Below are 26,122 nucleotides of genomic sequence, written 5' to 3'. Positions count from 1 at the left end.
GCCTGCAGATCACTGTATAGGTTTTGTGCATTAAAAAGCGACTTAAGTCACACTTAAGTCGCTCATTTTGATGGTCATAATAATTTGAAATGGTTACTTAAGAACAAACAACATCTGTTGATGGAGTACCATGATCAAAAGCTAAGATGGAAGATGCAACGGCCGCAGAGACCTTATCTAAAGACTGACGAGAGGCAATCACAATCGCATTAACCCCTGTTCCGAAACTACTGTCTACAGGCGTATTAAAATCCATTCGACATGCAATTTGACGATCTGGATGAGTATCCGTAATTTCAACCTTCTTAATACTCCATGTGACAGATACATCGATACTATTGGATACCGACTTTCCATCCACTACGCGCTGCCCTAAAATATCAAAATGTGCAAAATCTGCCGCAATACGATAAGTCGGCTGCGTAGTCACCATGCCGCTATGATAACGATCAACGGCCCCTAAGCGCTGCTGAAGATTCGAGGACAAACCATCACGTAACTCTGAACTTAAGGCAGATGTCCAGCGTTGTAGATCCAATATTTTTGATTTGCCAGAGTCGTCTTGCAAAATCAATTGTGTGCGATCTAAACGGTCAGGCAAACCTATGGGTAAAACTTCAATTGAGCGTATGGTCGAACCCGGCAACGCCTTTGCTGTTGAAGCCAGTGTGTAATACGTTGGTGTCGATGAAAAGCTGCAAGCAGTTAAAAGTGCCACAGCGCCAATACTCAATACTGCGATAGATCGCTGCAGCAACGACTGGTTAAGATGCATCATGGTTGCTGCTCCTTGTTATTAGATGTTGCTTTCCCACGAATCAACGACTCTGGATGCTCTTGAATATAATCGGACATGATTTGCAATGAAGCTGCGGCCCGTGTCATTTGTTGAACAGCACGGCGAACGTCTTGTTGCAAAGGTGCATCGCTGGACAGAATTGTCTCTGTCGATTTCATTGTTTTGCGAGCATCATCAAGGGTTGCCTGCATCGCTGGTGCGACCTTACCATCCATTTGTTTGACCAATTTATCCGTAGACTCAATGGTCGTATTCATCGTCGCCAATGTCTTTCGAACGTCCTGACCAATTTCATTTAATGGGAACTTAGTCAGTTTATCAGCGATTTGCGAAACTTGTGCTTGTAGACCACTCAGCTCTGTTGGAATCGTCGGAATTTCATCAATACCATTTACTTTATGATATTCCGCAGGCTTGGCTTTCGGAAAGAAATCCAGTGCAACGTAGTTTTGTCCAGTCAGAATATTTCCAGGACGCATTTGAGCACGTAAGCCACGTGCGATAAATGTTCTTAGAATTTCACGATCAGGATCAAACTCATGCCCTTTTGAAAGCCTTGAAGGAAAGACTTCAGCGATCACAGGCAATCGAATCTGTTTGAAGTTTGGATCGAATTCAATACCCACGGATTTAACTGTTCCAAGTTCAATGCCGCGGAAATCAATTGGTGCACCTTTAGCCAGACCTCTGATCGACTGATCGAAATACATAAGAATCTGTTGCGGGGTACCGTCATTTTCTTTCAATGCTTCAGCTTGATTGGTCGACAAAGTAAAGACAGTATTCGTAGGCGCAATTGGAGCATCCGAACCTTCAGGAAAACCAAATGCTACACCACCCGCCGCAATACTTGCCAAGGATTGGGTATTCAATTGGAAACCTGATGCATTGAGCGATACATCTATACCACTAGCATGCCAAAAACGCGTATCTTTGGTCACATATTTGTCATAAGGGCTTTGGATAAAAACTTGAACTTCAACACTTTTACCATCACCTGCAAGATTATAGCCACTCACTTGACCCACTTTAATTCGGCGATAATATATGGGTGAACCTGCATCTAATGACCCAAGATCATTCGACTGTAATAAAAAGCTTTTTCCAGGCACATCAGCCGCAATAACCGGCGGCGACTCAAGCCCTGTAAAATGCTCTTTCAAAATATCTGACTTACCGCCATCAACACCGATATATGCCCCAGAAAGCAGAGTATCAATTCCTGAAATCCCACTTGCGCCAACACGCGGGGTAACCACCCAAAATCGTGTATCTTTTGCAGCAAAGCTACTCGCTTCTTTTTTTAATTCAATTGCGACAATGACATGAGAGCGATCTTTAGCAAGCGCAATGTTTCTTACCAAGCCAATATTAACCTGCTTAAACCGTACCGTTGTTTTACCTGCAGTAAGACCATCCGCTGTACGAAAAGTCACATCAATGGTCGGTCCCTTTTCTAGTAAGCTTTTGGCAACCAGCGATAAACCAATCGCCAGGGCAACTAAAGGAATGAGCCAAACCAATGACAACTTCCAACGTTTAGGCTTTGCAGTACGTGGCTCAGGAAACTCAACAGAACCACTTCTATTTTCAGGAGTCTCTGCGGCTTTATTTTGATCATCACTCATTTTATTGTCTTCAGTCATATCAATCTTGGCTTGTGGAATTAGGAAGTGCTACTGGTGTCGCATAACGATAATAGTTATCCCAGATAATTCGAGGATCAAAACTTAGTGATGCCAGCATGGTCAAAACAACAACAGCCCCAAAGGCCACTGCCCCAGGACCCGCAGAAATCGTAGCAAGGGATTGCATTTGAATCAATGCGGTGAGCAATGAGACGACGAACACGTCAATCATTGACCAACGACCAATGAATTCAACAATCCGATATAGAACTGCACACTGCTCAGGACGCCAACGCTTTTTGTTTGAGGATTGACGCCGTACAGCAATAAGCAGGAAAGTAAGAATCATGAGCTTCAACATCGGCACAAAGATACTGGCAATAAAGATCACGCTAGCAACGAGGTAATCATTACTTTGCCAAAAGTAAATCACCCCACTCATGATCGTATCTTCCTGACTTCCTAAAAGAGAATCCGTTCTAGTCATCGGAAGCAAGTTTGCTGGGATATACATAATGACAGCGGCAAGCATAAGTGCCCAAGTTCGGTCCAAGCTTGCAGGTTTACGAATATGTAAAACCGCATGGCATCGCTCACAATGCTTCCCATCCTCGGTCAAGGCATTCAAATGCCCACAACTATGGCAAGAGATGAGCGACAAATCTTTTGCGGTATAAAAGTGCTGACGCTCAAAATCTATTTGCTCTGGGCTTGAATCATCCGATGACTTAAGATCTGGCTTAGCGGTAATCATTTTTTTCAACCTCATCCCAGATATCTGTCACTTTAACTGAGGTTACCAAAACCAGAAAAATACTTAATACCGCAAAAGACCATAAGGCAATACCCGGAATGACCACAACCATACCGGCAAGTTTGACTAAAGTGACGAGCACACCGATTAAGAACACCTCAATCATTCCCCAATTTCGGAAGACCCTAATCACTCTGAGTGCAAAAGCCATGCCTTGAGGCTTGGTTTTGAAAAGATTAATGGGGATTAATACATACAATAGTAGAAGGAGTTCAAATAAAGGAAAAACGAACGTAGTTAAAAGTACGAGTATCCCGACTGGCGCTCGACCAGCATGGAACATGGCCATTGCAGCACCGAGTAAAGTCGTTTCGGAAAGATTACCTTGCAGATCAACTTCAACAATCGGAAAAGCATTGCTAATGATAAAGAAGATTAAACTGGTCAAAACTAAAGGCAGCAACTCACTAAGCGTACGTCCGCGTCGGTATAATTCTGCACCACAACAAACGCAATACGCTTTATCGCCTTTTTTGAGTTCGACACGTTGATAGACCACATCACACTCTTCACAGCATGCAAGATTGCTTGTGTCACGGACATCAAATCGCACGCCATGTTGCAATGGCGTCAATGAAGAGTGTGATTGAGGCAGTGAGGTTGTGTGTTCTTGTTGCATTGTGCCCGATTTCGCCTTTAATGTTTATCTGAACCGAAGCCAGTCTAATCGTTGCCGAATACGCAAAAAAAGAGACTGGCCAGAATGATTAAAAGGTATAAACATTAACCTATCACAAATTCATGCAAAATGTATGAATTGGCGAAGTAAATCAGATGCCTATTTCATTAAACACGATCAATCGAAAATCCAAGTGTAATTAACTCAGCCTCTTTCGCATAAGGTGCAACAACCGAGCGACGTCGTAATTCTGGTTTCAAATAGGTCTGTGCTACCCGTTGCAAATCACTCAAGGTCACGGCCAACAATGCTTTACGCAGTGCACGGCGTTGTTCTGGCGTGCGGCCATGAAGTAACGAATGGCAACTGGATACCGCCTCTCCTGCTGGAGAGCTGGGTTTATCCATAGCACCCATCAACCCCAGAATTGCCTCTTCCAGTTGATAGGATTCTTGTGGTGTATCAAACAACCATTGAATACTTGCTTCAAAATCCACAAAAGTTTCCGCTAAACGTGGATCGCGATAACTATGGAAGCGAAATGCACACGCATTACCGTCATAACCCGCACCACCACCGTATGCACCACCCTGCTCACGCAGCGCACGATGTAGAAAACCATTGCGTAAATAAGGACCTAGCACCATGAGTGGCGCCGTATCTGGATGATCAACGACTGGTGCAGGATATGCGGCAGCACAGAACTGTACATTGGCCTGAATCAACCATGCTACATCTACCGCTTTCTCTTCATGAGATATTGTCGTCACTGTTTCTGTCGTTGGTGCGAATGCCGTATTTTTCCAAACATGCTCAATTACAGATGTGAGGTCAGTCAGTTTATTTTCTTCCGCGACCAACAAGAATTGGCGGGGTAATCCAATAATCTGTTGATGCAATGCAGATAAATCACTCAGTAGCTGTGTTTTAACCGCATCATCCTGTTCAATTTGAGTCAGTAGATCTCGAAGCCATTGCAGCGCCGGCAATCCGGTATTTTCATATTCATAATGCGTTAACGCACTAAGATCACGTGCAGATGTTTGCATCGCATAAGCATGACCTGAACCACTGATCCGCGACTGCCAACGTGATTTACGCTGCTGAAGTAGCTCAAGGATTCGATCCTCCTCATCTAAACGTAGCTTGATAAATGCATCGTGTAGAAGTGATATTGCTTCAACTTTATGTGCCAAAGATTTTGTTGATAACACCAAGAAAGAACTAATCCGTCCTTGATCATTAATCGAAGTCCTTAGACTTGCTCCGAGATTAATGCCACCACTAACGGCAGTTTGGCGTTGTTGAATTTCAAGATAATCCAGCTCACCTGCACCGACTGAACCAACCAAAGACACGTATAGCGACAATAGCTTCCCATTCAACAACGATTGAGGGACTTCTATCAGCACTTGCTGATAATACAAACCATTGGTACCTGCAGCATAACTATGGATCGGTGCAGTCGTATTCGCCACATTCAGCGTCTTTGTTTCACCAGTCTGGATCTTCAAGTCAACGGGAATATCTTCTAGTCCAACTTTAGGCAAAATGGATAAATCATCAATAGTCGCTTGACGCTCGGCCAGTGCCAAAGCATCACGCTCCAATTTGATACGATCTTCAGCAGTTAAATGGGCTTCGATTTGATCTAGTTTTTCTTGCTCAAGCTGTTGGTCATGAGCTGTTTTCTCACTATCGGGACTCAAGATGAGACGAACGCGATGCGGATTCTCTAATAGATATTGACGAACCAGATTAGGAAGATAATGAGCATCTTTTAAGTTTTCTCGCAACTCCGCCAACAAAGGCTCAAGTTGCCACACCGCAAGTGGATCACCACCATGAATAGCACTACCTAAGCCATTCAGCAATAATTGCAGCCCGTAAGGATAACTGCCTCCGCCGATTTCACGTTGCTGTAGTTCAATCTGGTGCAGAACCGCTTCGACCTGCTCAACATTGACTTCACCCGCAGCAATACGTTCAAGCACAGCCAAGACACCTTGCTCAAAAGCATCAGCTTGCTCAGCATTTGATCCTTGAAGACCGCAAAAGAAGCTCATCTCAAAATTGCTGTCATCCAATCCAAGCAGTGGTGAGGGTGACTCCCCGAGCCCACAGGTCTCTACATAATGACGCAAAGGCGATGCAGAATCTTCAAGCAGTACACCCTCCACTAAGCGAAGCGCAAATCTCGCTTGAATATCCGTTGTTTTTGGCAATAACCAAGCCAACACGAGATGCGTGCGATTTTCAAGCGTCTCACCTTCACTGATATCAACAGCATATGTCGCCTCAACACGTTGTGGCTCTGTATAGCGCACCTCAGGAACTGATACTCGCTTCTCTCCCATTTGGAATTGACTCAGCGCTTGTTCTTCAAAGTACTGCTGTAAAACCGCTGGCGACAAATTTCCATATGTCATAAATACCGCATTACTCGGGTGATAGTGAGAACGGTAGAAGTCAACCAAAGTCTGATGCGTTAGCTTCGGAATATCCGCAGGATCTCCGCCTGAATTATAGTGATAAGTCGTGGTTGGATAGAGCGTGTGGGCAAGCTGGTGATAAAGCTGATCTGTTGGCGAGCTCATTGCACCTTTCATTTCATTGAATACAATACCTTTATAGACTGGTTTCCCAGCTTCCAGTTCAATGCGAATGCCCTCTTGAGCAAAGTCTAATGGATCCAGATTGGCAAAAAATGCTGCATCCAAATACACCGATAATAAGTTAAAAAAATCCGTTTCATTTTGTGAAGCAAATGGATAAGCCGTCCAGTCCGCAGATGTGAACGCGTTCATAAAGGTATTCAGTGAACGTTTAATCATTGAAAAGAATGGATCTCTGACTGGGTAGCGCTTAGACCCACATAGAGCTGTATGCTCGAGCACATGCGCAATGCCTGTTGAATCCATAGGCTGCGTGCGAAAGGCAACCATGAAAACATTCTCATCATTATCCGCAGCCAAATGATAATGCACGGCACCCGTCACCTTATGACGAAACTCAAATAACTCCGCAGATAGAGCTTCAACTGGCTCTCGTCTTAATAAGTCAAAAGTTTCAAAGGCGTTGACTGTCTGGAGATCAGCAGGTGACGTTTTAGATGGTTCGGTAGGCAATGCAGCGGTCATGGAGACTCCAAAGGCGAAATAACACTTCGTCCAATTAATTTGTTTGATCGATCAATGGATAATTATTTGGGCTTTGGCACGCAGATAACAAGTGCAAAATCGTGTTATTTGTCAAAGGATTTCCTGATTTCGATCTTTTAAAACACGATCAAACGAGATTGAAGGTTTTGAAATACAACAGGAGACACCTTAAATTCAACTTAATATAAATTTTTTCTATATAAACCTATCACTAAAATGTATTTCTATCATCAATTCTTTCTCTCTAAGATGAAACATCGATTCCATATTTACACGTGTTGGAAAACTATTACGGAGAAAACTGATGGTGAAGCTTCGCATTATCTCACCCCACTTTACCAATGAATCCAGCGAAATCGCTGCAGATCTGAAGAATTATATTAAAAGTTTGCAAAAAGACGATTTAGAAGTTTCATACTCCACATTGGTTACAGGGCCTTCTTCAATAGAATGCGAATTAGACCGGGCATTGGCTACACCGGGTATCGTTCAAGAAGTCGCTCGTGCAGAAAATGAAGGTATAGATGCTGCAATTATTTCCTGCTTTGGAGATCCTGGCCTTGCAGCAGCGCGCGAGGCAACCAATATCCCAGTCTTTGGTCCAGGGCAAACATCAATGCATGTGGCATCGCTCCTCGGACATAAGTTTTCGATTGTGACCGTTGTTGAATCAGTTCGACCCATGATTGAAAACCTCGCCCGCCAGTACGCCGTGATCGATAAGCTAGCATCGATTCGCGTCATTAATATTCCCGTTTTAAACCTTTTAACTGATACCTCAGCTCTGCACAATGCTTTAGCTGTAGAGGCAGCTGCAGCTGTCACTGAAGACCGTGCTGATGTGATAGTCCTCGGATGTACTGGTTTTTTGGGTAGCGCGGAAGCGGTCACAGCTCAACTGAGAGCCCAAGGCATTTATGTCCCTGTGATTGACCCTGCGCCAGTAACCATCGCAATAGCGCAAGCCATATGCAATCTGGGATTAAAACATAGTGAACGGGTCTACAAGTTCAACGCCAGCAAACCCACCAAAGGTTACGACTCGCTTGCCGAAACCCTAGGTAATCGTCAGTTTAAATAATCAATCACATAGCAATCTCTAGAGGATCACCCTGCTTGGTGCGAGCTCTTAAATGCGCGCACCCTGGGTGTTCTCATTCTAAAACCGTGAAAGTCTACCAACAATGACTTAACTAGCAACTTATAACAATAATGAATATAAATATCATATATTTAAAATAAATATTTAGAACAACAGCTCAAAATTAAAATAAAAGTTTTTTATATAAACCTATCATTAAAATGTATTTCCATTATTTTAACACTATCCCTATGATCAGCCTAACACGCAATTTGTGACTCGTTTTGTACACAAATTTGCATTTTTGATCATAACGATGGTGATGCTATGGCTTTAAACAGACGTGAACTGCTGATTGGATTATCTACCCTTGGAAGCTACCCATTCCTCGGTACACGTGCTGCGGCTTCCACTTCCGCAAGTAGCATTGCTGATTCGTCCACAACCACAACATCCCTTCCCCAATCAACAACACAAGCTTCAGGTAAGAAGGTCATCGTCGTTGGTGCAGGGATTGGTGGTCTGGTCTCTGCCTACGAGTTACAGCGCGCTGGATTCGATGTAACCGTAGTTGAGGCACGTGATCGTGTTGGAGGACGTAATTGGACACTAAGACGTGGTGATAAAGTCGAATACACGGATGGCACAACCCAAACGGTACAGTTTGATCAAGGCTTTTATTTCAACGCTGGGCCAGCACGTATTCCAAGTCACCATCAAATCATGCTGGGTTATTGCCGAGAACTGGGTGTAGCGCTCGAAGTGGTCGTTAACACGAGCCGCAATGCTTTGGTCAGACCTGATCTCACAGAACCTCCCTTTCAATTGCGTCAAGCAGTGAATGACGCACGAGGTTATATTGCTGAACTACTCACCCAATCCGTTAGAAACGATTCAGTACCTCAAACACTGTCTAAAGCGGACCGTAAAAACCTACAAGACTTTCTAAAAATCTGGGGCGATCTTTCAGACAAGCAAACCTATGAAGGATCTGCACGCTCTGGCTATAAAGTACTTCCTGGGGCTGGGGATCAACTTCCTGTGAAACGTGCCCCACTACCGCTCAAATCATTGTTGAACCCAGCACTCTGGACTGCTTTAGTCATTGATGAATATCCAGAGTTCTCCCCAACCATGTTTCAACCGGTTGGTGGCATGGACCAAATTCCCAAAGCATTTCATAAACGACTTGGGCAACGCGTCCGCTTCAATAGCGAAGTTCAAGTTATCGAAAATCAAGAAGCATCAGCATCTGTGGTCGTAAAAGATCGTTTAACAGGTCAGACATCTACCCTCACGGCAGATTACGTTGTAGTCACGCTACCTTTGCCATTACTCGCAAAACTACAGACCAACTTCAGCCAGCCTGTCAAAGATGCTATCGCGGCGACTGAATTTGGTTTTGCCAATAAAGTCGCGTGGCAATCACCGCGTTTCTGGGAGACTGATCTACAAATTTATGGTGGATTATCATTTCTTAATCACGATGCCTACAGCTTTTGGTATCCCAGCGGTGGATTCCAGCAGCCTGAAGGCGTGCTGATCGGTGCCTATAACAATGGCGAGGTAGCGCGCCGCTTTGGTGAAAAAAGCCATCAAGAACAGATCGCGTTATCTAAACAAGCTGTAGAACTACTGCACCCTAATCGCAGTCAATTACTCAAAAATCCTGTAGCCATCTCATGGAGCAGAATTCCTTACAGCCTAGGGCCATGGTCATCTCATGAAGTAAAACAACCTGCCTACGACCTTCTCAATCAACCACAAGGTCGGGTCCATCTAAGCAGTGACAGTCTCGCCCATAGCGGCATTGGGATATGGCAAGAGTCCGCCGCGGCATCTGCTCGTCGAGTTGCACATGTAATTTTACAACAAGCAACCCAAACAGGTTCAGTGACTCAGGAGGCTGCTGCATGACATCACCGATTTTTCTGAAATTTAAGTCTAAACACAAGTTCTGATATGCAATATCACTGATTTTAGACAGTTTTAAGTTTTCTTTTCGGTTGTGGGTTCACAACCACGATTTAACCAACGGGGTATTTTTTCAATGAGCATTAAACGATTTTTTAGCAGTAGTCTGTTTGGTTTGGCACTCCTTAATAGCCAATCCCACGCAGACACGATTCAACGCACACCATTGCCACACTCAAGCTTCCCAATTTTGCAATCCGTGACACTTGGGGCTGGTACTGAACTCACTTATTTCAGTGGGCTATTGCCCGATCCTGCCAATGCTGGTGCACCAGCCGAGGAGCTGCATGCCAGTGGAGATACCGCATCGCAAACTGAAGCCGTCCTAAAAAAACTAGATGCAGCGCTTAAGCGTCAAGGGCTTGGCTTTGGTGATGTGGTTCAGCTGCGCATTTTCTTGGTGGCTGATCCCGATAAAGGGAACAAACTCGACTTTTCAGGATTGCAAAAATCCTATACCCAATTTTTTGCCACTAAAGACCAACCGAACGTTCCCACTCGGACGACGGTCGGTGTTGCCAGTCTAGTATTGCCACACGCCCTGATTGAAATCGAAGCTGTCGCTGCGCGCGCGTCTTCAGCAGTGAAAAAGGCAGACTGATCATGATCTTAAATTCTCAATCAACAAAGTCAAATACTTCATCTCGACCGACGTTCCGTCTATCGTTACTCACGCTCTTGATCACAACAGGATTAAGTCACCAATCTTATGCGGACTCCGCAAATCTAGAAAGTGTACAAAGCACGAGTGATGCATCATCCCCTGTTGACTCGGTCATTGTGACGGGTAATAGAGGCACGACCCAGCGCACAGTCACCAAAAGCCTGTCTCCCATTGATGTCATCACAGGCAAGCAATTAGAAGCTGTCGGCAAAGTTGGGCTACTTGAAGCGATAGCTAACTATGTTCCTTCATTCAACTTACCAGACCTCTCTGGAGGTGATAAAGAGGCCATTGTTCGTACACCAACTCTACGGGGTCTCAGTGCCGGTCAGATTCTGGTACTGGTCAATGGTAAACGCCGTCACACCAGTGCTGTACTTGGTATCACTGGTTTAAACAGTGGGACCGCACCTGCGGATCTCGACTATATCCCAACATCACTCATTGAACGGGTTGAAATTCTGCGCGATGGTGCTGCCGCACAGTATGGTTCGGATGCCATTGCAGGCGTCATTAACATTATCCTCAAACAAAAGACTGGTGGTACGGCAACAACGACGGTCGGGCAAGATTTTGATGGTCAACGCGATACAGTTCAACAAGCTATTAACTATGGCTTTGAAGTCGGGCAAGGTGGCATTTTACAACTGGCTTTAGAAGCACGCTATCAAGACAATACCAACCAAGCCAGCCCAAACACTTATAAAAATCTTTACTTCCCATTAGCAAATGGAAGTCCAGACCCTCGCGAACCAAAAACGCATCAAGTAACCTATTTAGGTTATGGTCTACCGCAAATCAAGTCGACTAATCTCGCCTATAACTTTAATTTACCGATTAATGATCAATTAAACCTGTATTCATTTTCAACACTGGGCTTTCGCCAAGGTGAATTGACCATGAATTACCGTGTCCCGAATGGTCGTAATACGATTACTGAGGGTCCTCATGGCTACCCAGATGGCTACTCCCCTGTGTGGCGGATTGAAGAACGTGATTTTCAGACTGCGATTGGGCTTAAAGGTCAATGGGCAGACTGGAACTGGGACCTTAGCAGTACGCTTGGCGAAAGCCATGCAGATCAATCCACACGCGATAATCAAAACGCCTCATTTGGCCCTGCAACGCAAAATGAGTTTGATGCAGGAGGCTGGGTTTCTCGTCAGTGGGTCAACAACTTCGATCTTTCACGCGCATTGGATTGGGGACTTGCAAAACCCACCTCTTTATCCATAGGACTTGAGCATCGCTACGACAGCTATGAAACTGTTGCAGGAGAATATGCCTCTTATGCCGATGGAGGATATATCTACCCCAAAGGGAGTCCACTCGCAGGACAAAAACCTGATGCTGGTTCACAAGTGACTGCCGGAATTACGCCTACCGATGCCGCCAAAATTAGCCGCAATAACTATGCGGGCTATCTTGAGCTAGGGCTACAACCGACCTCAGCATGGAGCATTAATCTTGCAGGGCGGGCTGAGGAATACACACGTAATGTCGGCTCAACCGTCAGTGGCAAGCTCAGCACACGCTATGAATTTACCCCCAGTTTTGCACTGCGCGGGACTCTGAGCAACGGTTTTAGAGCCCCACAGTTAGCCAATGAAATCTATACCACGCGCTCAACTGCCTTTACGTTTATCAACGGCGTCTATCAGTCTTATAACTACGGGGTGCTTCCAGTCAATTCAGCCGCGGCGAAAGCATTGGGTGCAACACCACTTAAACCGGAACACTCCAACAACTATAGTCTGGGTCTGACATGGAATCCCATTCGAAAACTCAATATCAGTTTAGATGCGTTCCAAATTGATATTAAAGATCGCATTTCGCTGAGTGGCACCCTACGCGGTACGGAAGTCCGTCAGATTCTTGAGAAGCAGGGCGTACTTGCTGCAGATGGGGGGCAGTATTTTACCAATGCTGTCGATACCCAAACCCGCGGTATCGATCTCGTCACCGACTATAAGCAAGACCTTGGTACTTGGGGAAGTGTGAATTGGACCGCAGCCTATAACTACGGCAAAACCGAGATCACCAATGTCAAAGATAACCCCGCAGTACTCTCCAACTTAGGGGGTGGCTATCAGTTGATTGATCGTCAGGCCCGTAATCTACTGACGACCGCGATTCCAGCAAGCAAACTCATTTTAAGTGCTGACTGGGCTTACCAAGACTGGTCTTTCCTGCTGCGTTTAACACGCTATGACAAATATACCTTCGTGTACGATCCCGCCGATCCGAAGAAAGACAGTACCTTTGGCGCCAAATGGATCAGCGACCTCGAAGGCAGCTATCGCTTTAACCCTAAACTCACACTCGCTCTGGGTGCCAAAAACATCTTCAATATTTTCCCAGACAAGAATGGCTTTATCTCAGCCTCAGGCTTTGGCCAATACGGTCTCTATTCTCCATTTGGCTTCAATGGTGGCTTTTACTACGGCCGCTTAAGTTATAAATTCTAAGGGGGATAATAATGAATATTAAAACAAATCCAACGCTACTCGCAGTCAGTATTCTTTGCTTGATGACGGGGACCACCTATGCAAATGAAGGCATTGCAACTCCACAAAACGAGTCACCAGTTCTACAGAGTACAAAAGAAAAATCGGATAGTTCTTCGGATAGCCCTGATGCAATTACCAATGTCGTAGTCACAGGTGTTCGTGGTGGAACGCCTCGGACGGTCACTAAAAGTACAGTTCCTATTGACGTCATCTCCAATAAGCAATTGCTACTAACAGGTAAAAGTAGTCTCAAAGAAGCGCTAGGTGCGGTTTTACCTTCGTTCAATGTCCCTACGATTAATGGCGGCGGTTCATCGTATCTGGTACGTGGCCCCAGCATGCGCGGTCTCAGTGGCGATCAAGTACTGGTCTTGGTTAATGGTAAACGCAGACATAACACAGCGTTGCTCAATAACTTAGCACGGGTCGGTGCCGCTTCTGTTCCCGTGGATCTCGATTTAATTCCATTATCAGCGATTGCACGTATTGAAGTTCTGCGAGATGGTGCTGCTGCACAATATGGTTCCGATGCCATCGCTGGTGTCATTAACATCATCTTAAAAAAAGATGATAGCGGGATTAACAGCGAATCATCACTGGGGCAATATTACAAAGGCGATGGTGCAACGGCATCTGAAGGAATTGATGGCGGTATTAAAGTAGGGTCTGATGGCGGATTTGCACACTTTTCTTTAAATGCCCGTACTCAACAAGCATGGACTCGAGCAGGAGATGCGACAGGTCAACTCTATTTCAGACTGCCTAATGGTCAACCTGACCCTCGTGAAGCCAATCGCTCAGGCTGGGGCAAAGAATATGGATTAGGAGGTGACCGTACTTTTAGTACCGCTTATAACCTTGAGCTGCCCATAGACGATAAAACTTTCTATTCCTTTTCGACATTAAGTTATAGAGAAGCGTTTAAAGATTTAGCGCATCGCTTACCAACTGACTTAACTGCACTATCTGGAGTCGCTGGGAGCCCATTTCCAGATGGACCACAAGCCAGACGCTTATTAACCGAAATAGACTATCAAAGCGCGGTCGGACTCAAAGGGCAAACTCTGGGGTGGAACTGGGATGTTAGTACGACCTATGGTCGTGATCAGAACAAACTAGAATCTTCCAATAATGCAAATTTATCGCAAGGATTAAATGGTCCGAGTCAATTTTTGCTCGGTGAGCAGTTTTTTAGTCAATGGACCAACAATCTTGATTTTACCCGCGCAATCAACATCGGTTTGCAAAAGCCAATTCAAGCCTCCTTTGGCTTTGAACACCGCTGGGAGCAGTTTGAAATTACTGCAGGAGAACCACTTTCCTATAACCAAGGAACTTGGGTTGTTCCATCTGGCCCATTTAAAGGACAACAACCACAACCGGGTCTGATTTCTGTGTCTGGTATCACACCTGCCGATGCCAGTACAGCTGATCGTAATGTTCTAGCGACCTATCTGGATTTAAACCTACCGCTGACCTCACGCTGGGATCTAGGAGTAGCAGGCCGTTATGAACACTATGATGGCGATGTCGGTAGCACGACCAGTGGCAAGCTGAGTACGCGATATGAATTTATCGATGGCTGGGCGGTGCGTGGCGCCATTAGCAATGGTTTTCATGCTCCCTCACTCGCCGAAACTGCGTTCTCCAGCACCAGTACCATTACCAGTGTGGTTAATGGCAATCAGGTTCGTAACCTGACCAAGCTTTTACGTGTCGACTCTCCGGAAGCAAAAGCACTGGGGGCAACACCGCTTAAACCTGAAACCTCAGTCAACTATAGCTTGGGCTTAACTGCGGAACCCATTAAGCGTCTCAAACTGACTGCGGATTTATATCAAATTGATATTGATGATCGCATCGTACAAACAGGCATCTTAAAAGGTGCGGCCGTGTCCAAAATTCTGCAAGCCAATGGACTGCAGCCCAATCTGGCTGGACAGTACTACACCAATGCCGTCAACACTCGAACCAAAGGCATCGATGTCGTTGCGGAATACCTCCAACCACTTGATGAATATGGTCAAGTCAAATGGAGCCTCGCATTTAATCAAAATACGACTGAAATCCTTGATCTCAAAAAAACACCTGCGGCTCTTGCAAGTCTGGGCAGTGGATACAGTTTATTCGATCGTCAGCAGCAACTTGATCTGACCAAAGCGACACCAAAAAACAAACTCATCGTCTCGGGTAACTACAGCATTGGAGATTGGGCGGTGAATTTAGCGTTTTCACGCTATGGCAAATATACCGAAGGCGCAGTGAATGCTGTGGATGACCGTACCTATGCCCCGAAATGGATTACAGATCTCGATGTCGCCTACAAATTCTCTGAAAAAGCGACTTTCGCAATTGGTGCCAATAACCTCTTCAACATCTATCCGAGTGAAGTCGGTATCAAGGCATGGGCTGGCACTTATCAATACGGCATGTTCTCACCATATGGCTTTGCCGGTGGGTTCTATTACAGCCGTTTGTCTCTGAAGTTTTAAACAAGAAGGGTTAGAGCAATATGACAATCGCCAAGCCACAACCAAAACAACCGAAAATCTCAAGGTATTTCATTCTTGGGTTGGTCATCGTGTTGAGCTTGGTGATTGTCTACCTACTCATAAGCATCAATCACAAACAAAAAGCAATTGGACTGCATGTCGGCAGTCAAAAAAACTCCCTAAAAATCTTGTTAGAAGCATCTGGCGAACTTAAAAATTTGCCCTACCCCATTGAGTTTGCGTCATTCCCCTCTGCTGGACAAACTGCACAAGCCTTAAGCAGCCATGCTATCGATATCGGGGTACTCGGCGATGCCTCATTGGCATTTGCACTTGCAGGCCATGCACCACTGAAGGTCATTTCAGTCGTCCGTACTCGAGTCACACCAACTGCCGTCGCCGTCGTGGTCAATAAAAACTCACCGCTGCAAAAGCCTGAAGACCTCATTGGTAAACGCATTACCACCACTAAAGGTTCCGTCGGTCACTACCTCGCTTTGGCGGTTCTCGACCAACTGGGTCACAGCGGTCGTGATGTAGAATTTATTTTCCTGCAGCCCGGCGAAGCCCGGACTTTACTGTCCAATGGTGGGGCTGATGCATGGTCCACTTGGGACCCCTATACCAGCATGGCTGAGCTTGAAGGCAACGTTCGAGTCATTGCCAGTGGGGAAAAACTCTTTGCAGGCAACATCATGCTCACGGCCAATCAACAAGCGATCGATACTAAACGTGCGCAACTCGCCGATTTTATTCAACGCGTAACCCATGCTTACCAGTGGGCCAATCAACATCAGGAAGAATTTGCAAAGCTTCAAGCCAAAGCAACCGGCCTTCCAGTCCGAGTGCACTATCTATCTAACACCCATGGTCACCCACATGTCATTGCTATCGATCAAGGTGTGATTGATGACATGCAGACCAGCATTAATCTTTATGTCAAAGAAGGACTGCTTCCTCAGAGCATCATCTCAAAGAGCATTTTTGATCCCAGTTTTAATCATACGCAAAGTGAACAATCAAAATAGGAGTTATCAGCATGTTTCAATCGCTGTCATCGTTGTCAGAGCTCAATCATGAGCACATTTTAAACGTGGTCAATGGACAATCTTTTGGAATTCATATTAAGAATTTTTGTCCCATTGAAACTGTTGAGCATGCCAAGGATGTGCTCTATCAGCATCAATCTCAAACAATGCTTGATGCATCAACACCCTATGTTCGTATTGGCAAGGGACTGATTGAAATCAAGAGTGAAACCGACCGTGCACACTATCACGAAGTCGCTCTGGATAACATTCGCTTAATTCGCAACTCATTTAAGCCCTATGCCTCTCCGATAGACCAATTGCGTTTATTGCTGGATGAAGTTTGGCCGACAGGTGCAAAGCTTCTTCAGGTTAATGGCAAAAAATGCTTTGTCGGGATTTGTCGTTTTCAACGGGCTGGTATGGATCTCATCCCTCATACCGATAAATTAGAACGGAATACGCCTTCACATGATCAATCCGAGCTGCTTAAGCAGCTTTCCGTGAATATCTATTTAGAAATTCCTGAACACGGCGGAGAGCTCGAAATGTGGGATATCGAGCCCTCTGAAGAAGAATATCAAAAGCTTCAGGGAGACCGCAAATACGGCCTTGATCGAGAAACGCTTCCCCCGCCAGCAACCTCAATCAAACCGCAACCGGGAGACTTGATACTTCTTAACCCTCGCTTAATCCATGCAGTAAGGCCCTCAAGCGATAGTGTGCGTGTTGCATTGAGTGCCTTTGTCGGATATTTCGGCGAAAACCAACCACTGGCTTATTGGAGCTAAAGGAGAAAAATCATGACTACAATTTATGAGATCAATTTAAAAGCCTACTTTAACAAAGGCGGTGAAGAGCATGACTTTACTGGCAAACGCTGTGTACTTGCCATTAGTGTCGGTCAGGACTATCACGAAGACCAGCATTTTTATTCAGCGATTCACTTACTCAATGAATCGGGATTCTCACACTGCAAGGTCGTGGTTGCTGACACCTTACAACGCCATAATATCAATGCGAATAACACCGCAGAAGCACTCACTCGCTCTATCCAAGCTGGCGAAGCATGGATTAAACGTAATCAACCTGCATTGTCTGCATTAAAAATGAATGTGGAAATTAAGCGCTGGACGGATGAGCTCTCCTCTGAAAGTTATAGCGAATGGCGCAAAAAAATTGAACATACTTTTGAGCAGTCTGAAGACTTTCGCAGTGCCGTAGAATCCACCATCAACGTCTTTATTGATCGATTAAAACTTCGTGATCCTGATGCAGACTTTGAAGCAGCTGCAGCCAATTGCCGTGAATATATCTTTGAGGAAATCCCCGTCATTATGCCGCTATGGGCTGAGCAAGGGTATGACTACATCATCTATCCGCAAAAAATGACTGATGCTATGGCTGCAAGTCGTGTGCATTTTGTCGAGCCATTTTTACCTGATCGTGCACGTTGGCTCCCCATCAAATTTAAAAAACGTGGTAACCCCATCCCTTTCATTCATCGCACCTTCGTATCGCGTTTACCGCGTTTTGCTATTGCCATTTAGGAACTACTTATGACGACATCAACTCTCGCTAACCGTCGATGGCTCGCACTCGCCGCGGTCAGTATTGCTAGTTTTTTAGGGTGTGTTGACTTTACGGTAGTCAATACCGCTCTTCCTGCATTGCAGCAGCATTTCGGCGTATCTGTGCGTGACCTTCAGTGGGTCATCAATGGTTTTATACTGGCGCTATCCAGTACAGCAGTTTTATTTGGGCGCCTTGCTGATTTATTTGGCAGGCGTAAAGTGCTTTATTTAGGTTTAATTGGCTTTGGTGCAGCATCGCTGTGGGCGGGTTTAGCCGGAGGTGTCAATGAGCTGATCATTGCACGAGTCATTCAGGGGCTCGCCTGCTCTGTACTCTATACCGCATCAGGTGCCATTGTTGCTAATACCTTTGCACCTGAAGAACAGGGTCGCGCCTTTGGAATTCTGTTCGGGGTGAATGGTATCGGGCTTGCCGTCGGTCCAGTTGCAGGTGGACTGATTACCAATGCTTTTGGTTGGCAGTGGATATTTTTAGTGAATATTCCCTTTGTACTCTTAAGTTTGGGACTCATGCGTATTAGTGTAAGCGAGTCGCGTGCAGAAACTGTAGGCCGCTTAGATTGGCTGGGTAGCGCATTGCTACTTATCGGCCTACCGAGCCTGATTCTGGTGATCGTGCAAGGGGCTACTTGGGGTTGGATATCTCCTGCAATTCTGGGTGCCTTAAGTCTATCAGTCATTGCATTGATCGCATTTATCGTTGTAGAACTTCGTGTTTCTTCACCGATTGTAGATCTTCGTTTATTTGCAAATCGCGCTTTTGTCGCCAGTGCCACTGCCAGTGCCGGCCTTGCTGTTTTTTACTGTATAGCTTTTTTTGTCATGCCGCTTTATCTTTCTGTCGTGCGTCATGAGAGTGCTGCAGCGATTGGCTGGCTATTACTTCCCACCACACTCGGTGTTGCGCTACTGTCTCCAGTCGTTGGCCGATTAGTTGATCGTCATGGTCCAGCACCTCTACTTAAAGCAGGACTATCCTTATTTGTTGTCTCCGCAGCCATTCAAGCCACTTTCTCAGCCAGTACCAGCATCCTCATCATTTTGACGGCATTTGTCCTGATGGGTATCGCATGGGCAGCCATATTAGGGCCATCTACAGTGCAAGCCATGAGCTCAGTACCTGCTGATTCTAGTTCACTGGCTATTGGTTCGGTCATGACTCTGCATAATATCGGTGGTGGTATTGGAATCGCAGTAGGTGTCGGAATTTATCGCTATTTTGCGGCAGAAGAGTTTGCAGGACTCAGTAACACCGCAGCGCAGACCCCTTGGCTACAGGATGCGATTTCTAATCCTGAACATGCAGTTCAGCTTTTCTCCAGCCACTTGGGCATTGCACAAGATACTCTTCGACACTGGGTGGAAACGTCTTTTGTACAAGGATATCAAACAGTGATGTTGTTCTTGGTGGCGACTACATTGATCTCTCTTGCAATCGTTACGATTGCTTTGCGACAGCCAAAGACTGTCGAGATTGCTCAGACCGTAGAGTCGGCAACGGAATAAATTTTTAGTCCTCGCATGCACGCCTTCTCATCTTGAATGAGAAGGTTTTTTTGATGCTTATGTTTCACTTTTTTGCATTTAAAAAAACCTCGATTAAGGAAATCTTTTATGGGCCAACGACAGGATCACATCCGACTAGGTGGTTTTTTATCTGGTGCGGGCAGTCATTTTGCGGGCTGGCGACATCCCAGTGCAGATCGTGATGCCGCTTTTAATATCCAGCGTTACGTCAACTATGCAAAAACCTTAGAGCGCGGCTGTTTCGATGCGTTATTTCTCAATGATAATTTTGAACTAGGGGATCTGGGCGCGAAGGGATTTTCCAGAAATACCCATACATCACGATGGGATCCCATGACGCTATTGACTGCTCTCTCCATGGTGACGAACCATATTGGCTTAGTGGCAACGGTTAATACTAGCTATAACGAGCCCTTTAATGTCGCCAGACGATTTGCTTCGCTTGATCAACTCAGCGGTGGTCGTGCAGGATGGAATCTAGTTACATCCTTAGGGGGTGGTGAAAATTTTAATCGCACTGATCATCTGCCCCATCAGGAGCGTTATGCCAGGGCAGAAGAGTTTTTCGATGTAGTCACCAAACTTTGGGATAGCTGGGATGATAATGCATTTTTAAGAGACCCTGTTTCTGGTCAATGGGTTGATCCAGCTAAACTTCATTTGGCTCAACATCAAGGAGAATGCTTCTCCGTACGTGGACCATTAAATACCCCACGCCCTCCTCAGGGTTGGCCAGTCATTGCTCAAGCGGGTTCATCTGGAGAGGGTCTCGCACTTGCGGCACGTGCAGGAGAATTAATTTTCACTGCTCAGCAAACCCTACCTGCGGCTCAAGCTTTTTATCAAAAATTAAAAGATCAAGCGATAGCACTGGGACGCTCCGCTAATGATGTATTGATTTTGCCCGGTGTAGCGACAGTTGTCGCGCATAGTCGAGTGCAAGCAGAAGAAAAATATGAAGAGTTACAAGCACTGCTTGATCCTGTCATGATCTTTAGCAGCATCATTGATTTCTTGGATTTGGGCGTAGATTTGACGAGTTTGCCTTTGGATGCCAAAGTTCCCCTCCCAAAGAACCCACCACTGACACAAGGTCATCAGAGTCGTCAGCAACTGGTGATTGACTTGATCCATCGAGATCGCCCTACAGTTCGAGAGCTTTTACGTAAGCTAGCCTCTGGAGGTCATCGTACTATCGTTGGTACGGCGAGTGATATTGCAGATGACTTTGAGCACTGGTTCCATCATTATGGGGCGGATGGCTTCAATATTATGTTCACCCATCTACCCACTGCGGCAGATGACTTTGTAAACTTGGTTGTTCCTGAACTACAGCGTCGAGGGTTATTAAGAACAGCCTATGAAGGAAAAACACTGAGAGATCACTTAGGATTAAAGCGAGTTGAAAATAAACGGGGGTAGCTAACTAGCCCCATTTAAAACTTCGATCCCAAATGCCACTCACATCGACATGCTGTTTTAATAACCCTGCTTGAAAGAAGACATCAGCGACCTCCTGTTGAGACTGGATGGCTGCGTCATCAACAGGAACAAGGACTCGCGGTTGGCTTTGATGCTTGAATTGCTCAAGGAATAATGCCTTTGGTACCCCCATAATCTGCTCAGTCTTGGCCGCCCACTCTTCTGGATGCTTTTGGATCCAGTTCCAAACCTGATACTCGCGTAGAATATAATCGGTAATAGCCGCATGTTTACGCGGGTCAGCAATCGACTTGGCATTCGCGGCAATCACAAAGTTACCGGATAAATAGCCAAGCCCAGTTTTCAAAATACGAGCATGGGACTTTTGCTGGGCGAGCTGAATGTAGTAACCAATACTAGACCAAGCATCAAGCTTCCCACTTTGAAATGCAGCTGAACCATCTTGCGGCGTTAATGCCACAGGAATAATGTCATCAAAACTTAAGCCTTTTTCTTTCAAGACCTTCAGCAACAAATAATGCGAGGTCGTAGAACGTACGTAGCCTACACGTTTTCCCTTTAAGTCTTCAATAGATCGAATAGTCGAGTGCTCAGGCACAATAATCGCCTGATTATTGACATCCCCGCGTAGAACGCCAATGATTTTTACAGGCATATGACGTTCAATGCCAAAAATCGGTGGAATCTCACTCATGGGACCGACATCGACTGTTCCACTGGCGATGGCTTCGTAGGTGAGGTTTCCCCCACCAAGCTCTGCATATTTCACCGTATAAGGGGGTGGCTTGACGCCAGCCTCTGTCATGTAATCACGCGCAGCGCCTTTATAAGTCGCTACATTTAAAGTGAGATTATCCCAATCAGATGGTGTCTTCGAATCTGATGATTTGGAGCAACTGGCTACACCAAATAAACTCAGTGCTGCAAATCCGCCTAAAATTTCCCGTCGGTTCATTTGTTATCTTTCCATCAATAAAATTATGCTGATTACAGTAAAAAATCGGGTTCTTCAGCCACTACACGATCCCAAAGAGGCTGAAAACTAAACCATCCACCAAATTCCGTACCCACTTGACGTGCAGTCAATTTGGCAACCTCTTCTGGAATGGGAATCGGCTTACCCGCAGCCTCTGCAAGCAGTTGGGTATGTGCCGCATTATCGAGGGCAATAAAACGCCAAACTGCTGCTTCAACGGTACGCCCAACAGTGAGTAAGCCATGATTTTGTAGAATCAACGCTTTGTGTGAGCCCAATGTTTGCGCGATACGCTGTCCTTCATTGAGATCTAATACAACGCCGGTATAGTCATTAAAGAGCGCATGATTTTCATAAAAAGCACAGGCATCTTGTGTGAGTGGATCCAATAAACGACCAAGACTAGACCATGCTTTGCCATATAGAGAGTGCGCATGCGCTGCCGCAATGACATCTGGCCGCTCGGCGTGAAGCGCGGCGTGAATCGTAAAGGCAGCTTGATTCAACAGCCCCTGACCTTCGACAATTTTTCCTTGATCGTTGACCAGCAACAGATCAGATACCCTAATTTGAGAAAAATGCACCCCTACAGGGTTTACCCAAAAGTAGTCTTTCAACTCAGGATCTCGTACCGTGATATGGCCTGCACCCCCCATATCAAAACCATAGCGTGCAAATAGGCGAAAAGAAGCCGCCAAACGCTGCTTGCGATACAAACGCTCTAATTCAACACTAGCTTGTTGGGGTGGATGCTCCCAACGAATGACATGATCACCATCACGAGCCAGACTATAAGCCTGCGGCTGTAAACGGGCCTGTGATGATGCACTGGTTGATAAAGTGGAGATAACTGAGCCCATCATTAATACCCTCGTGTTATATCAACGACATTGTCTAATGGTTGATCTAATTTAAATTTATGAAAGTTCTCGGCAAATTGCTGCGCAACACGCTGATAAATTCCAACCACTGAGGCGGATGTGTGCGGAGATAAAAAAACGCGAGGGTGACTGTATAAAGGATGTCCGGCCGGCAACGGTTCTGGGGTAGCAACGTCTAAACTTGCTCGCGCAATTTTTCCCTCATTCAGTGATTTCAGCAACGCTTCTTGATCAATCAATGAACCACGGGCGATATTCACTAAATGCAGATTGGACTTGGCCGCAGTGAGCACTTCTTGATTGACGATATGTTGTGTATCTGGAGTCGCTGGCGCGGCCAAGACGACGTGATCGGATTCAGCAAATAGTGCCTTGATATCTGGAACGACTTGTACACCGAGTATATCAATCGGCTGGTTGGTCTTTCGTACAACAAGGACTTTCATACCTAAGGCTACTGCATTTTTTGCAAGCTGTTGACCGATCGCACCATAGCCAAAAATACCTAGTGTTTGACCCGCGACGGTTTGCATAGGTTGACGTTGCCACTGGGTTGGCTCACGAATCCAAATTTCCGGCATATTCTTCGCCGCAGCAAAAATCAATCCCAGAGCAAACTCTGCAAGCGCGATAGCCGTCGTTCCACGCGAAGAGGTGACGATAGGCCCATCGAATAGCCACCGTGGATAAGCATCTATTCCTGATGAAATCAAATGAATCCACTTTAAATCAAAAGGCCAGCCTTGCGGTGGCTCAAGTGACCACGCAGCAGGCGCTGCAAGAAGCACTCTTGCATTGACATCTTGGTGATATGACCCCCTTGCAATAGTTTCTATGGAGACATTCCTTTGCGTTTCAGAAGCACTCAACGTATTCAACAAGAGTTCAGAGAACTCAATGTCTAATTGACTTGCAATTTTGATTGCAGTTGACTCACTCATACTGCTGCACCACGAGGTTTACCACTCAGTGCTGCACGTCCTGCAGCCAATAAAATCGCATCATTCTGTGGGGTATGGATACGGCTACAAAGAACATCTCGATAATGTCTCTCTAACGCATGGTGACGTGATAACCCGGGATTTCCAGTCGCTGCAATGGCCTCCTCAACCGCCTTGATAGCGTTACTTGTAACGATGTATTTGATTTGAGCGGCGGACTCAAGAGGAACATGACCTCCAGCAGCCGAATCAAGTAATATCTTATTATTTAATAATAAAGCATCAATACGACCAACAATTTCTTGGAAACGAGGTAATGTTGCCAAAGAAGCACCTAGATTTGCAGGTACGCGTCCATGCAGCCACTGGACAAGCCAATCCCTAGCCGCTTGCGCAACTGCATCATAAATAGAAGACAACAAAACACTCAGCCATAGCACACCCTTGGTATCCAGCTCCGAGGTACGATCATGACCAACAGGACGAACATCAACTGCATATTGCTCAGGAACAAATACATCTTCAAAAATCACGTCATGGCTACTGGTTGCGCGCATGCCTAAGTGATCCCATGTCTCAACAACCTTAATGCCAGGCGTATCACGATGCACAAGCCACGAACCTACTTTCGGCTCTGCTTCATCTGAGTGTGCCCAAACGGTTAACCACGTGAGCCCAGCGATCCCCGTTGAATAGATCTTATGGCCATTAATCAGCCAGCCATCTGCATGACGTTTTGCGACGGTTTTAGGCAAGCCACCGCGTGCGGGAGTCCCCAACTCTGGCTCAACACGAAGTGCATTGGTTAACGCACCGTTTTTCACCGCATCCAGAGCCACTTGCTCACGCAAAGATAAAGGCCATGCTTGATTCTGCTGCAAGCGGGAATGTTGTAAATACTGCATAACTAAAACCAAAGCGGTGGATGGCTCACCTTTGGCAACAGCACTCACCACGCGTCTCGTTTGGGATAGTGTCGCGCCATAGCCTCCTAATTCAGTCGGTACAGTAAGTGCTAGAAGGCCATGCTGATGTAAGCGTGTGAAGTTAGCATGTGGAAATTCGCTATTGCGATCAAAATCAGCCGCAGTTTCTGCAAAATCTTTCGTCAATTGACTAAGCAAAGCTGCAAATTCGCTGGAATCTAAATAACTTACTGGCTCAGGAATAAGTGGTGCGGCGTTATTCGATTGAATATCAGTTAAATTTGTCATACCAAATTTGCTCCTAAATGCAATTTTTCTTGTATTTCTGTATGGACCGGCTGTAGTTCTACACCCAATCGTGATAATAATTTACGACGCAGTTGCTGGAACTCTGGGGTCGCTACGTCTCTGGCACGCGGTAAATTGATCACTAACTCTTCAGCAATACGACCATCGGCCAAGACAAGAACTCGATCAGCGAGCAATATAGCTTCATCCACATCATGTGTTACAAGTAACACTGCAGGAGCATGGGTCTGCCATAACTGGATAATCAATTGATGCATACGAATTCGGGTTAATGCATCTAAAGCTGCGAATGGTTCGTCAAGCAGTAATAGCTCAGGCTCACGGACTAAAGCACGTGCTAATGCAACGCGCTGCGCCTCTCCACCTGATAAGGTACTAGGCCACGCATCGGCTCGATGGGTTAAACCAACTTCAGCCAGTGCAGCATGTGCTTTCTCTATCGCATCAGGATGGCGTACCCCCAAAGCTACATTCCGCCATGCTCGCTTCCACGGCATGAGCCTTGGTTCCTGAAAGACTGCCGCACGTGCTTGAGGAATTTTTAATGAGCCCTCATCAACTTGGTCCAAACCTGCCAGTGCTCGAAGTAATGTCGTTTTACCCGACCCACTTCGGCCTAGCAAAGCAACAAACTCGCCTGCAGCAATACTCAAATTCAACCCATCGATAACGGTATTCGCCCCAAAGTAACGACTGACGTCTTTCAGTTGCACGGCTATTGGATTGTTCTGATCAATTTGTATAGTAGTCATCG

The 26,122-nt window shown here is 45.8% G+C and carries 20 protein-coding genes; 10 read left to right on the top strand and 10 right to left on the bottom strand.

What is annotated here, in order from left to right; translation table 11 throughout:
• Positions 1-97: 97 nt before the first annotated feature.
• The 5 genes from HYN46_RS06985 to HYN46_RS06965 all read right to left on the bottom strand — a co-directional run bounded on the left by HYN46_RS06985 (position 98) and on the right by HYN46_RS06965 (position 7,000).
• Positions 98-778 carry a PqiC family protein gene (locus HYN46_RS06985; RefSeq protein ID WP_114898702.1) on the bottom strand — a complete coding sequence of 227 codons (681 nt, stop codon included), beginning with the start codon at positions 776-778 and terminating at the stop codon, positions 98-100.
• A complete protein-coding gene (locus HYN46_RS06980; protein WP_228254916.1) occupies positions 775-2,427 on the bottom strand; it encodes a PqiB family protein in 1,653 nt (550 codons plus the stop codon). The genes HYN46_RS06985 and HYN46_RS06980 overlap by 4 nt, the downstream gene beginning before the upstream one ends.
• A gap of 19 nt (positions 2,428-2,446) precedes the next feature.
• Entirely contained in the window at positions 2,447-3,181 is a 735-nt protein-coding gene (locus tag HYN46_RS06975; protein ID WP_114898700.1) for a paraquat-inducible protein A, read from the bottom strand.
• Positions 3,168-3,860 (bottom strand): paraquat-inducible protein A, encoded by a 693-nt coding sequence (locus HYN46_RS06970; protein ID WP_114898699.1) that lies wholly within the window; start codon positions 3,858-3,860, stop codon positions 3,168-3,170. Before HYN46_RS06970 ends, HYN46_RS06975 begins: the two co-directional genes overlap by 14 nt.
• A gap of 167 nt (positions 3,861-4,027) precedes the next feature.
• Positions 4,028-7,000, bottom strand: a complete 2,973-nt coding sequence (locus HYN46_RS06965) for an insulinase family protein (protein WP_114898698.1) — start codon at positions 6,998-7,000, stop codon at positions 4,028-4,030.
• A 325-nt stretch (positions 7,001-7,325) separates the two neighbouring features.
• Between HYN46_RS06965 and HYN46_RS06960 the strand changes: the two genes are divergently transcribed.
• The 10 genes from HYN46_RS06960 to HYN46_RS06915 all read left to right on the top strand — a co-directional run bounded on the left by HYN46_RS06960 (position 7,326) and on the right by HYN46_RS06915 (position 21,314).
• On the top strand, positions 7,326-8,102 hold the full coding sequence (locus tag HYN46_RS06960; RefSeq protein WP_114898697.1) for an aspartate/glutamate racemase family protein: 777 nt from the start codon (positions 7,326-7,328) through the stop codon (positions 8,100-8,102).
• A gap of 327 nt (positions 8,103-8,429) precedes the next feature.
• On the top strand, positions 8,430-10,019 hold the full coding sequence (locus tag HYN46_RS06955) for a flavin monoamine oxidase family protein (protein ID WP_114898696.1): 1,590 nt from the start codon (positions 8,430-8,432) through the stop codon (positions 10,017-10,019).
• 133 nt (positions 10,020-10,152) lie between these two features.
• Positions 10,153-10,677: a RidA family protein gene (locus tag HYN46_RS06950; protein WP_114898695.1), complete on the top strand. Its 525-nt coding sequence runs from the start codon at positions 10,153-10,155 to the stop codon at positions 10,675-10,677.
• Positions 10,678-10,679: 2 nt separating this feature from the next.
• Positions 10,680-13,208 (top strand): TonB-dependent receptor plug domain-containing protein, encoded by a 2,529-nt coding sequence (locus HYN46_RS06945; RefSeq protein ID WP_114898694.1) that lies wholly within the window; start codon positions 10,680-10,682, stop codon positions 13,206-13,208.
• 11 nt (positions 13,209-13,219) lie between these two features.
• Entirely contained in the window at positions 13,220-15,742 is a 2,523-nt protein-coding gene (locus HYN46_RS06940) for a TonB-dependent receptor plug domain-containing protein (protein ID WP_228254915.1), read from the top strand.
• A 20-nt stretch (positions 15,743-15,762) separates the two neighbouring features.
• Positions 15,763-16,770 carry an aliphatic sulfonate ABC transporter substrate-binding protein gene (locus HYN46_RS06935; RefSeq protein ID WP_114898693.1) on the top strand — a complete coding sequence of 336 codons (1,008 nt, stop codon included), beginning with the start codon at positions 15,763-15,765 and terminating at the stop codon, positions 16,768-16,770.
• A gap of 11 nt (positions 16,771-16,781) precedes the next feature.
• A complete protein-coding gene (locus tag HYN46_RS06930; protein WP_114898692.1) occupies positions 16,782-17,561 on the top strand; it encodes a 2OG-Fe(II) oxygenase in 780 nt (259 codons plus the stop codon).
• Positions 17,562-17,573: 12 nt separating this feature from the next.
• Complete coding sequence (locus HYN46_RS06925; RefSeq protein WP_114898691.1) at positions 17,574-18,320, top strand: tRNA-dependent cyclodipeptide synthase; 747 nt, start codon at positions 17,574-17,576, stop codon at positions 18,318-18,320.
• Positions 18,321-18,329: 9 nt separating this feature from the next.
• On the top strand, positions 18,330-19,871 hold the full coding sequence (locus tag HYN46_RS06920) for a DHA2 family efflux MFS transporter permease subunit (protein ID WP_114898690.1): 1,542 nt from the start codon (positions 18,330-18,332) through the stop codon (positions 19,869-19,871).
• A gap of 108 nt (positions 19,872-19,979) precedes the next feature.
• Positions 19,980-21,314, top strand: coding sequence for an LLM class flavin-dependent oxidoreductase (locus tag HYN46_RS06915; RefSeq protein WP_210009442.1), 1,335 nt, complete (start codon positions 19,980-19,982; stop codon positions 21,312-21,314).
• A gap of 4 nt (positions 21,315-21,318) precedes the next feature.
• On the opposite strand, the gene HYN46_RS06910 is transcribed toward HYN46_RS06915, so the two are convergent.
• The 5 genes from HYN46_RS06910 to HYN46_RS06890 are packed head-to-tail and all read right to left on the bottom strand — an operon-like array spanning position 21,319 to position 26,120.
• Complete coding sequence (locus tag HYN46_RS06910; protein WP_114898689.1) at positions 21,319-22,290, bottom strand: ABC transporter substrate-binding protein; 972 nt, start codon at positions 22,288-22,290, stop codon at positions 21,319-21,321.
• Positions 22,291-22,322: 32 nt separating this feature from the next.
• Positions 22,323-23,174: a class II aldolase/adducin family protein gene (locus HYN46_RS06905; RefSeq protein ID WP_228254914.1), complete on the bottom strand. Its 852-nt coding sequence runs from the start codon at positions 23,172-23,174 to the stop codon at positions 22,323-22,325.
• Complete coding sequence (locus tag HYN46_RS06900; protein ID WP_114898688.1) at positions 23,174-24,133, bottom strand: D-isomer specific 2-hydroxyacid dehydrogenase family protein; 960 nt, start codon at positions 24,131-24,133, stop codon at positions 23,174-23,176. Before HYN46_RS06900 ends, HYN46_RS06905 begins: the two co-directional genes overlap by 1 nt.
• On the bottom strand, positions 24,130-25,347 hold the full coding sequence (locus tag HYN46_RS06895; RefSeq protein WP_114898687.1) for an acyl-CoA dehydrogenase family protein: 1,218 nt from the start codon (positions 25,345-25,347) through the stop codon (positions 24,130-24,132). The genes HYN46_RS06900 and HYN46_RS06895 overlap by 4 nt, the downstream gene beginning before the upstream one ends.
• Positions 25,344-26,120, bottom strand: a complete 777-nt coding sequence (locus HYN46_RS06890) for an ABC transporter ATP-binding protein (RefSeq protein WP_114898686.1) — start codon at positions 26,118-26,120, stop codon at positions 25,344-25,346. The genes HYN46_RS06895 and HYN46_RS06890 overlap by 4 nt, the downstream gene beginning before the upstream one ends.
• Between the last annotated feature and the right edge of the window lie 2 nt (positions 26,121-26,122).

Source organism: Aquirhabdus parva, from assembly GCF_003351745.1.
Classification (GTDB): domain Bacteria; phylum Pseudomonadota; class Gammaproteobacteria; order Pseudomonadales; family Moraxellaceae; genus Aquirhabdus; species Aquirhabdus parva.
This window is presented reverse-complemented; position numbering and strand designations above follow the sequence as displayed.

Bases quoted from the DNA above. Each gene is read 5' to 3' on its own strand.
- HYN46_RS06910 (WP_114898689.1), bottom strand. From the start codon at position 22,290: ATGAACCGACGGGAAATTTTAGGCGGATTTGCAGCACTGAGTTTATTT.
- HYN46_RS06985 (WP_114898702.1), bottom strand. From the start codon at position 778: ATGATGCATCTTAACCAGTCGTTGCTGCAGCGATCTATCGCAGTATTG.
- HYN46_RS06940 (WP_228254915.1), top strand. From the start codon at position 13,220: ATGAATATTAAAACAAATCCAACGCTACTCGCAGTCAGTATTCTTTGC.
- HYN46_RS06895 (WP_114898687.1), bottom strand. From the start codon at position 25,347: ATGACAAATTTAACTGATATTCAATCGAATAACGCCGCACCACTTATT.
- HYN46_RS06965 (WP_114898698.1), bottom strand. From the start codon at position 7,000: ATGACCGCTGCATTGCCTACCGAACCATCTAAAACGTCACCTGCTGAT.
- HYN46_RS06915 (WP_210009442.1), top strand. From the start codon at position 19,980: ATGGGCCAACGACAGGATCACATCCGACTAGGTGGTTTTTTATCTGGT.
- HYN46_RS06950 (WP_114898695.1), top strand. From the start codon at position 10,153: ATGAGCATTAAACGATTTTTTAGCAGTAGTCTGTTTGGTTTGGCACTC.
- HYN46_RS06975 (WP_114898700.1), bottom strand. From the start codon at position 3,181: ATGATTACCGCTAAGCCAGATCTTAAGTCATCGGATGATTCAAGCCCA.
- HYN46_RS06925 (WP_114898691.1), top strand. From the start codon at position 17,574: ATGACTACAATTTATGAGATCAATTTAAAAGCCTACTTTAACAAAGGC.
- HYN46_RS06930 (WP_114898692.1), top strand. From the start codon at position 16,782: ATGTTTCAATCGCTGTCATCGTTGTCAGAGCTCAATCATGAGCACATT.
- HYN46_RS06900 (WP_114898688.1), bottom strand. From the start codon at position 24,133: ATGAGTGAGTCAACTGCAATCAAAATTGCAAGTCAATTAGACATTGAG.
- HYN46_RS06960 (WP_114898697.1), top strand. From the start codon at position 7,326: ATGGTGAAGCTTCGCATTATCTCACCCCACTTTACCAATGAATCCAGC.
- HYN46_RS06905 (WP_228254914.1), bottom strand. From the start codon at position 23,174: ATGATGGGCTCAGTTATCTCCACTTTATCAACCAGTGCATCATCACAG.
- HYN46_RS06920 (WP_114898690.1), top strand. From the start codon at position 18,330: ATGACGACATCAACTCTCGCTAACCGTCGATGGCTCGCACTCGCCGCG.
- HYN46_RS06955 (WP_114898696.1), top strand. From the start codon at position 8,430: ATGGCTTTAAACAGACGTGAACTGCTGATTGGATTATCTACCCTTGGA.
- HYN46_RS06980 (WP_228254916.1), bottom strand. From the start codon at position 2,427: ATGAGTGATGATCAAAATAAAGCCGCAGAGACTCCTGAAAATAGAAGT.
- HYN46_RS06970 (WP_114898699.1), bottom strand. From the start codon at position 3,860: ATGCAACAAGAACACACAACCTCACTGCCTCAATCACACTCTTCATTG.
- HYN46_RS06890 (WP_114898686.1), bottom strand. From the start codon at position 26,120: ATGACTACTATACAAATTGATCAGAACAATCCAATAGCCGTGCAACTG.
- HYN46_RS06945 (WP_114898694.1), top strand. From the start codon at position 10,680: ATGATCTTAAATTCTCAATCAACAAAGTCAAATACTTCATCTCGACCG.
- HYN46_RS06935 (WP_114898693.1), top strand. From the start codon at position 15,763: ATGACAATCGCCAAGCCACAACCAAAACAACCGAAAATCTCAAGGTAT.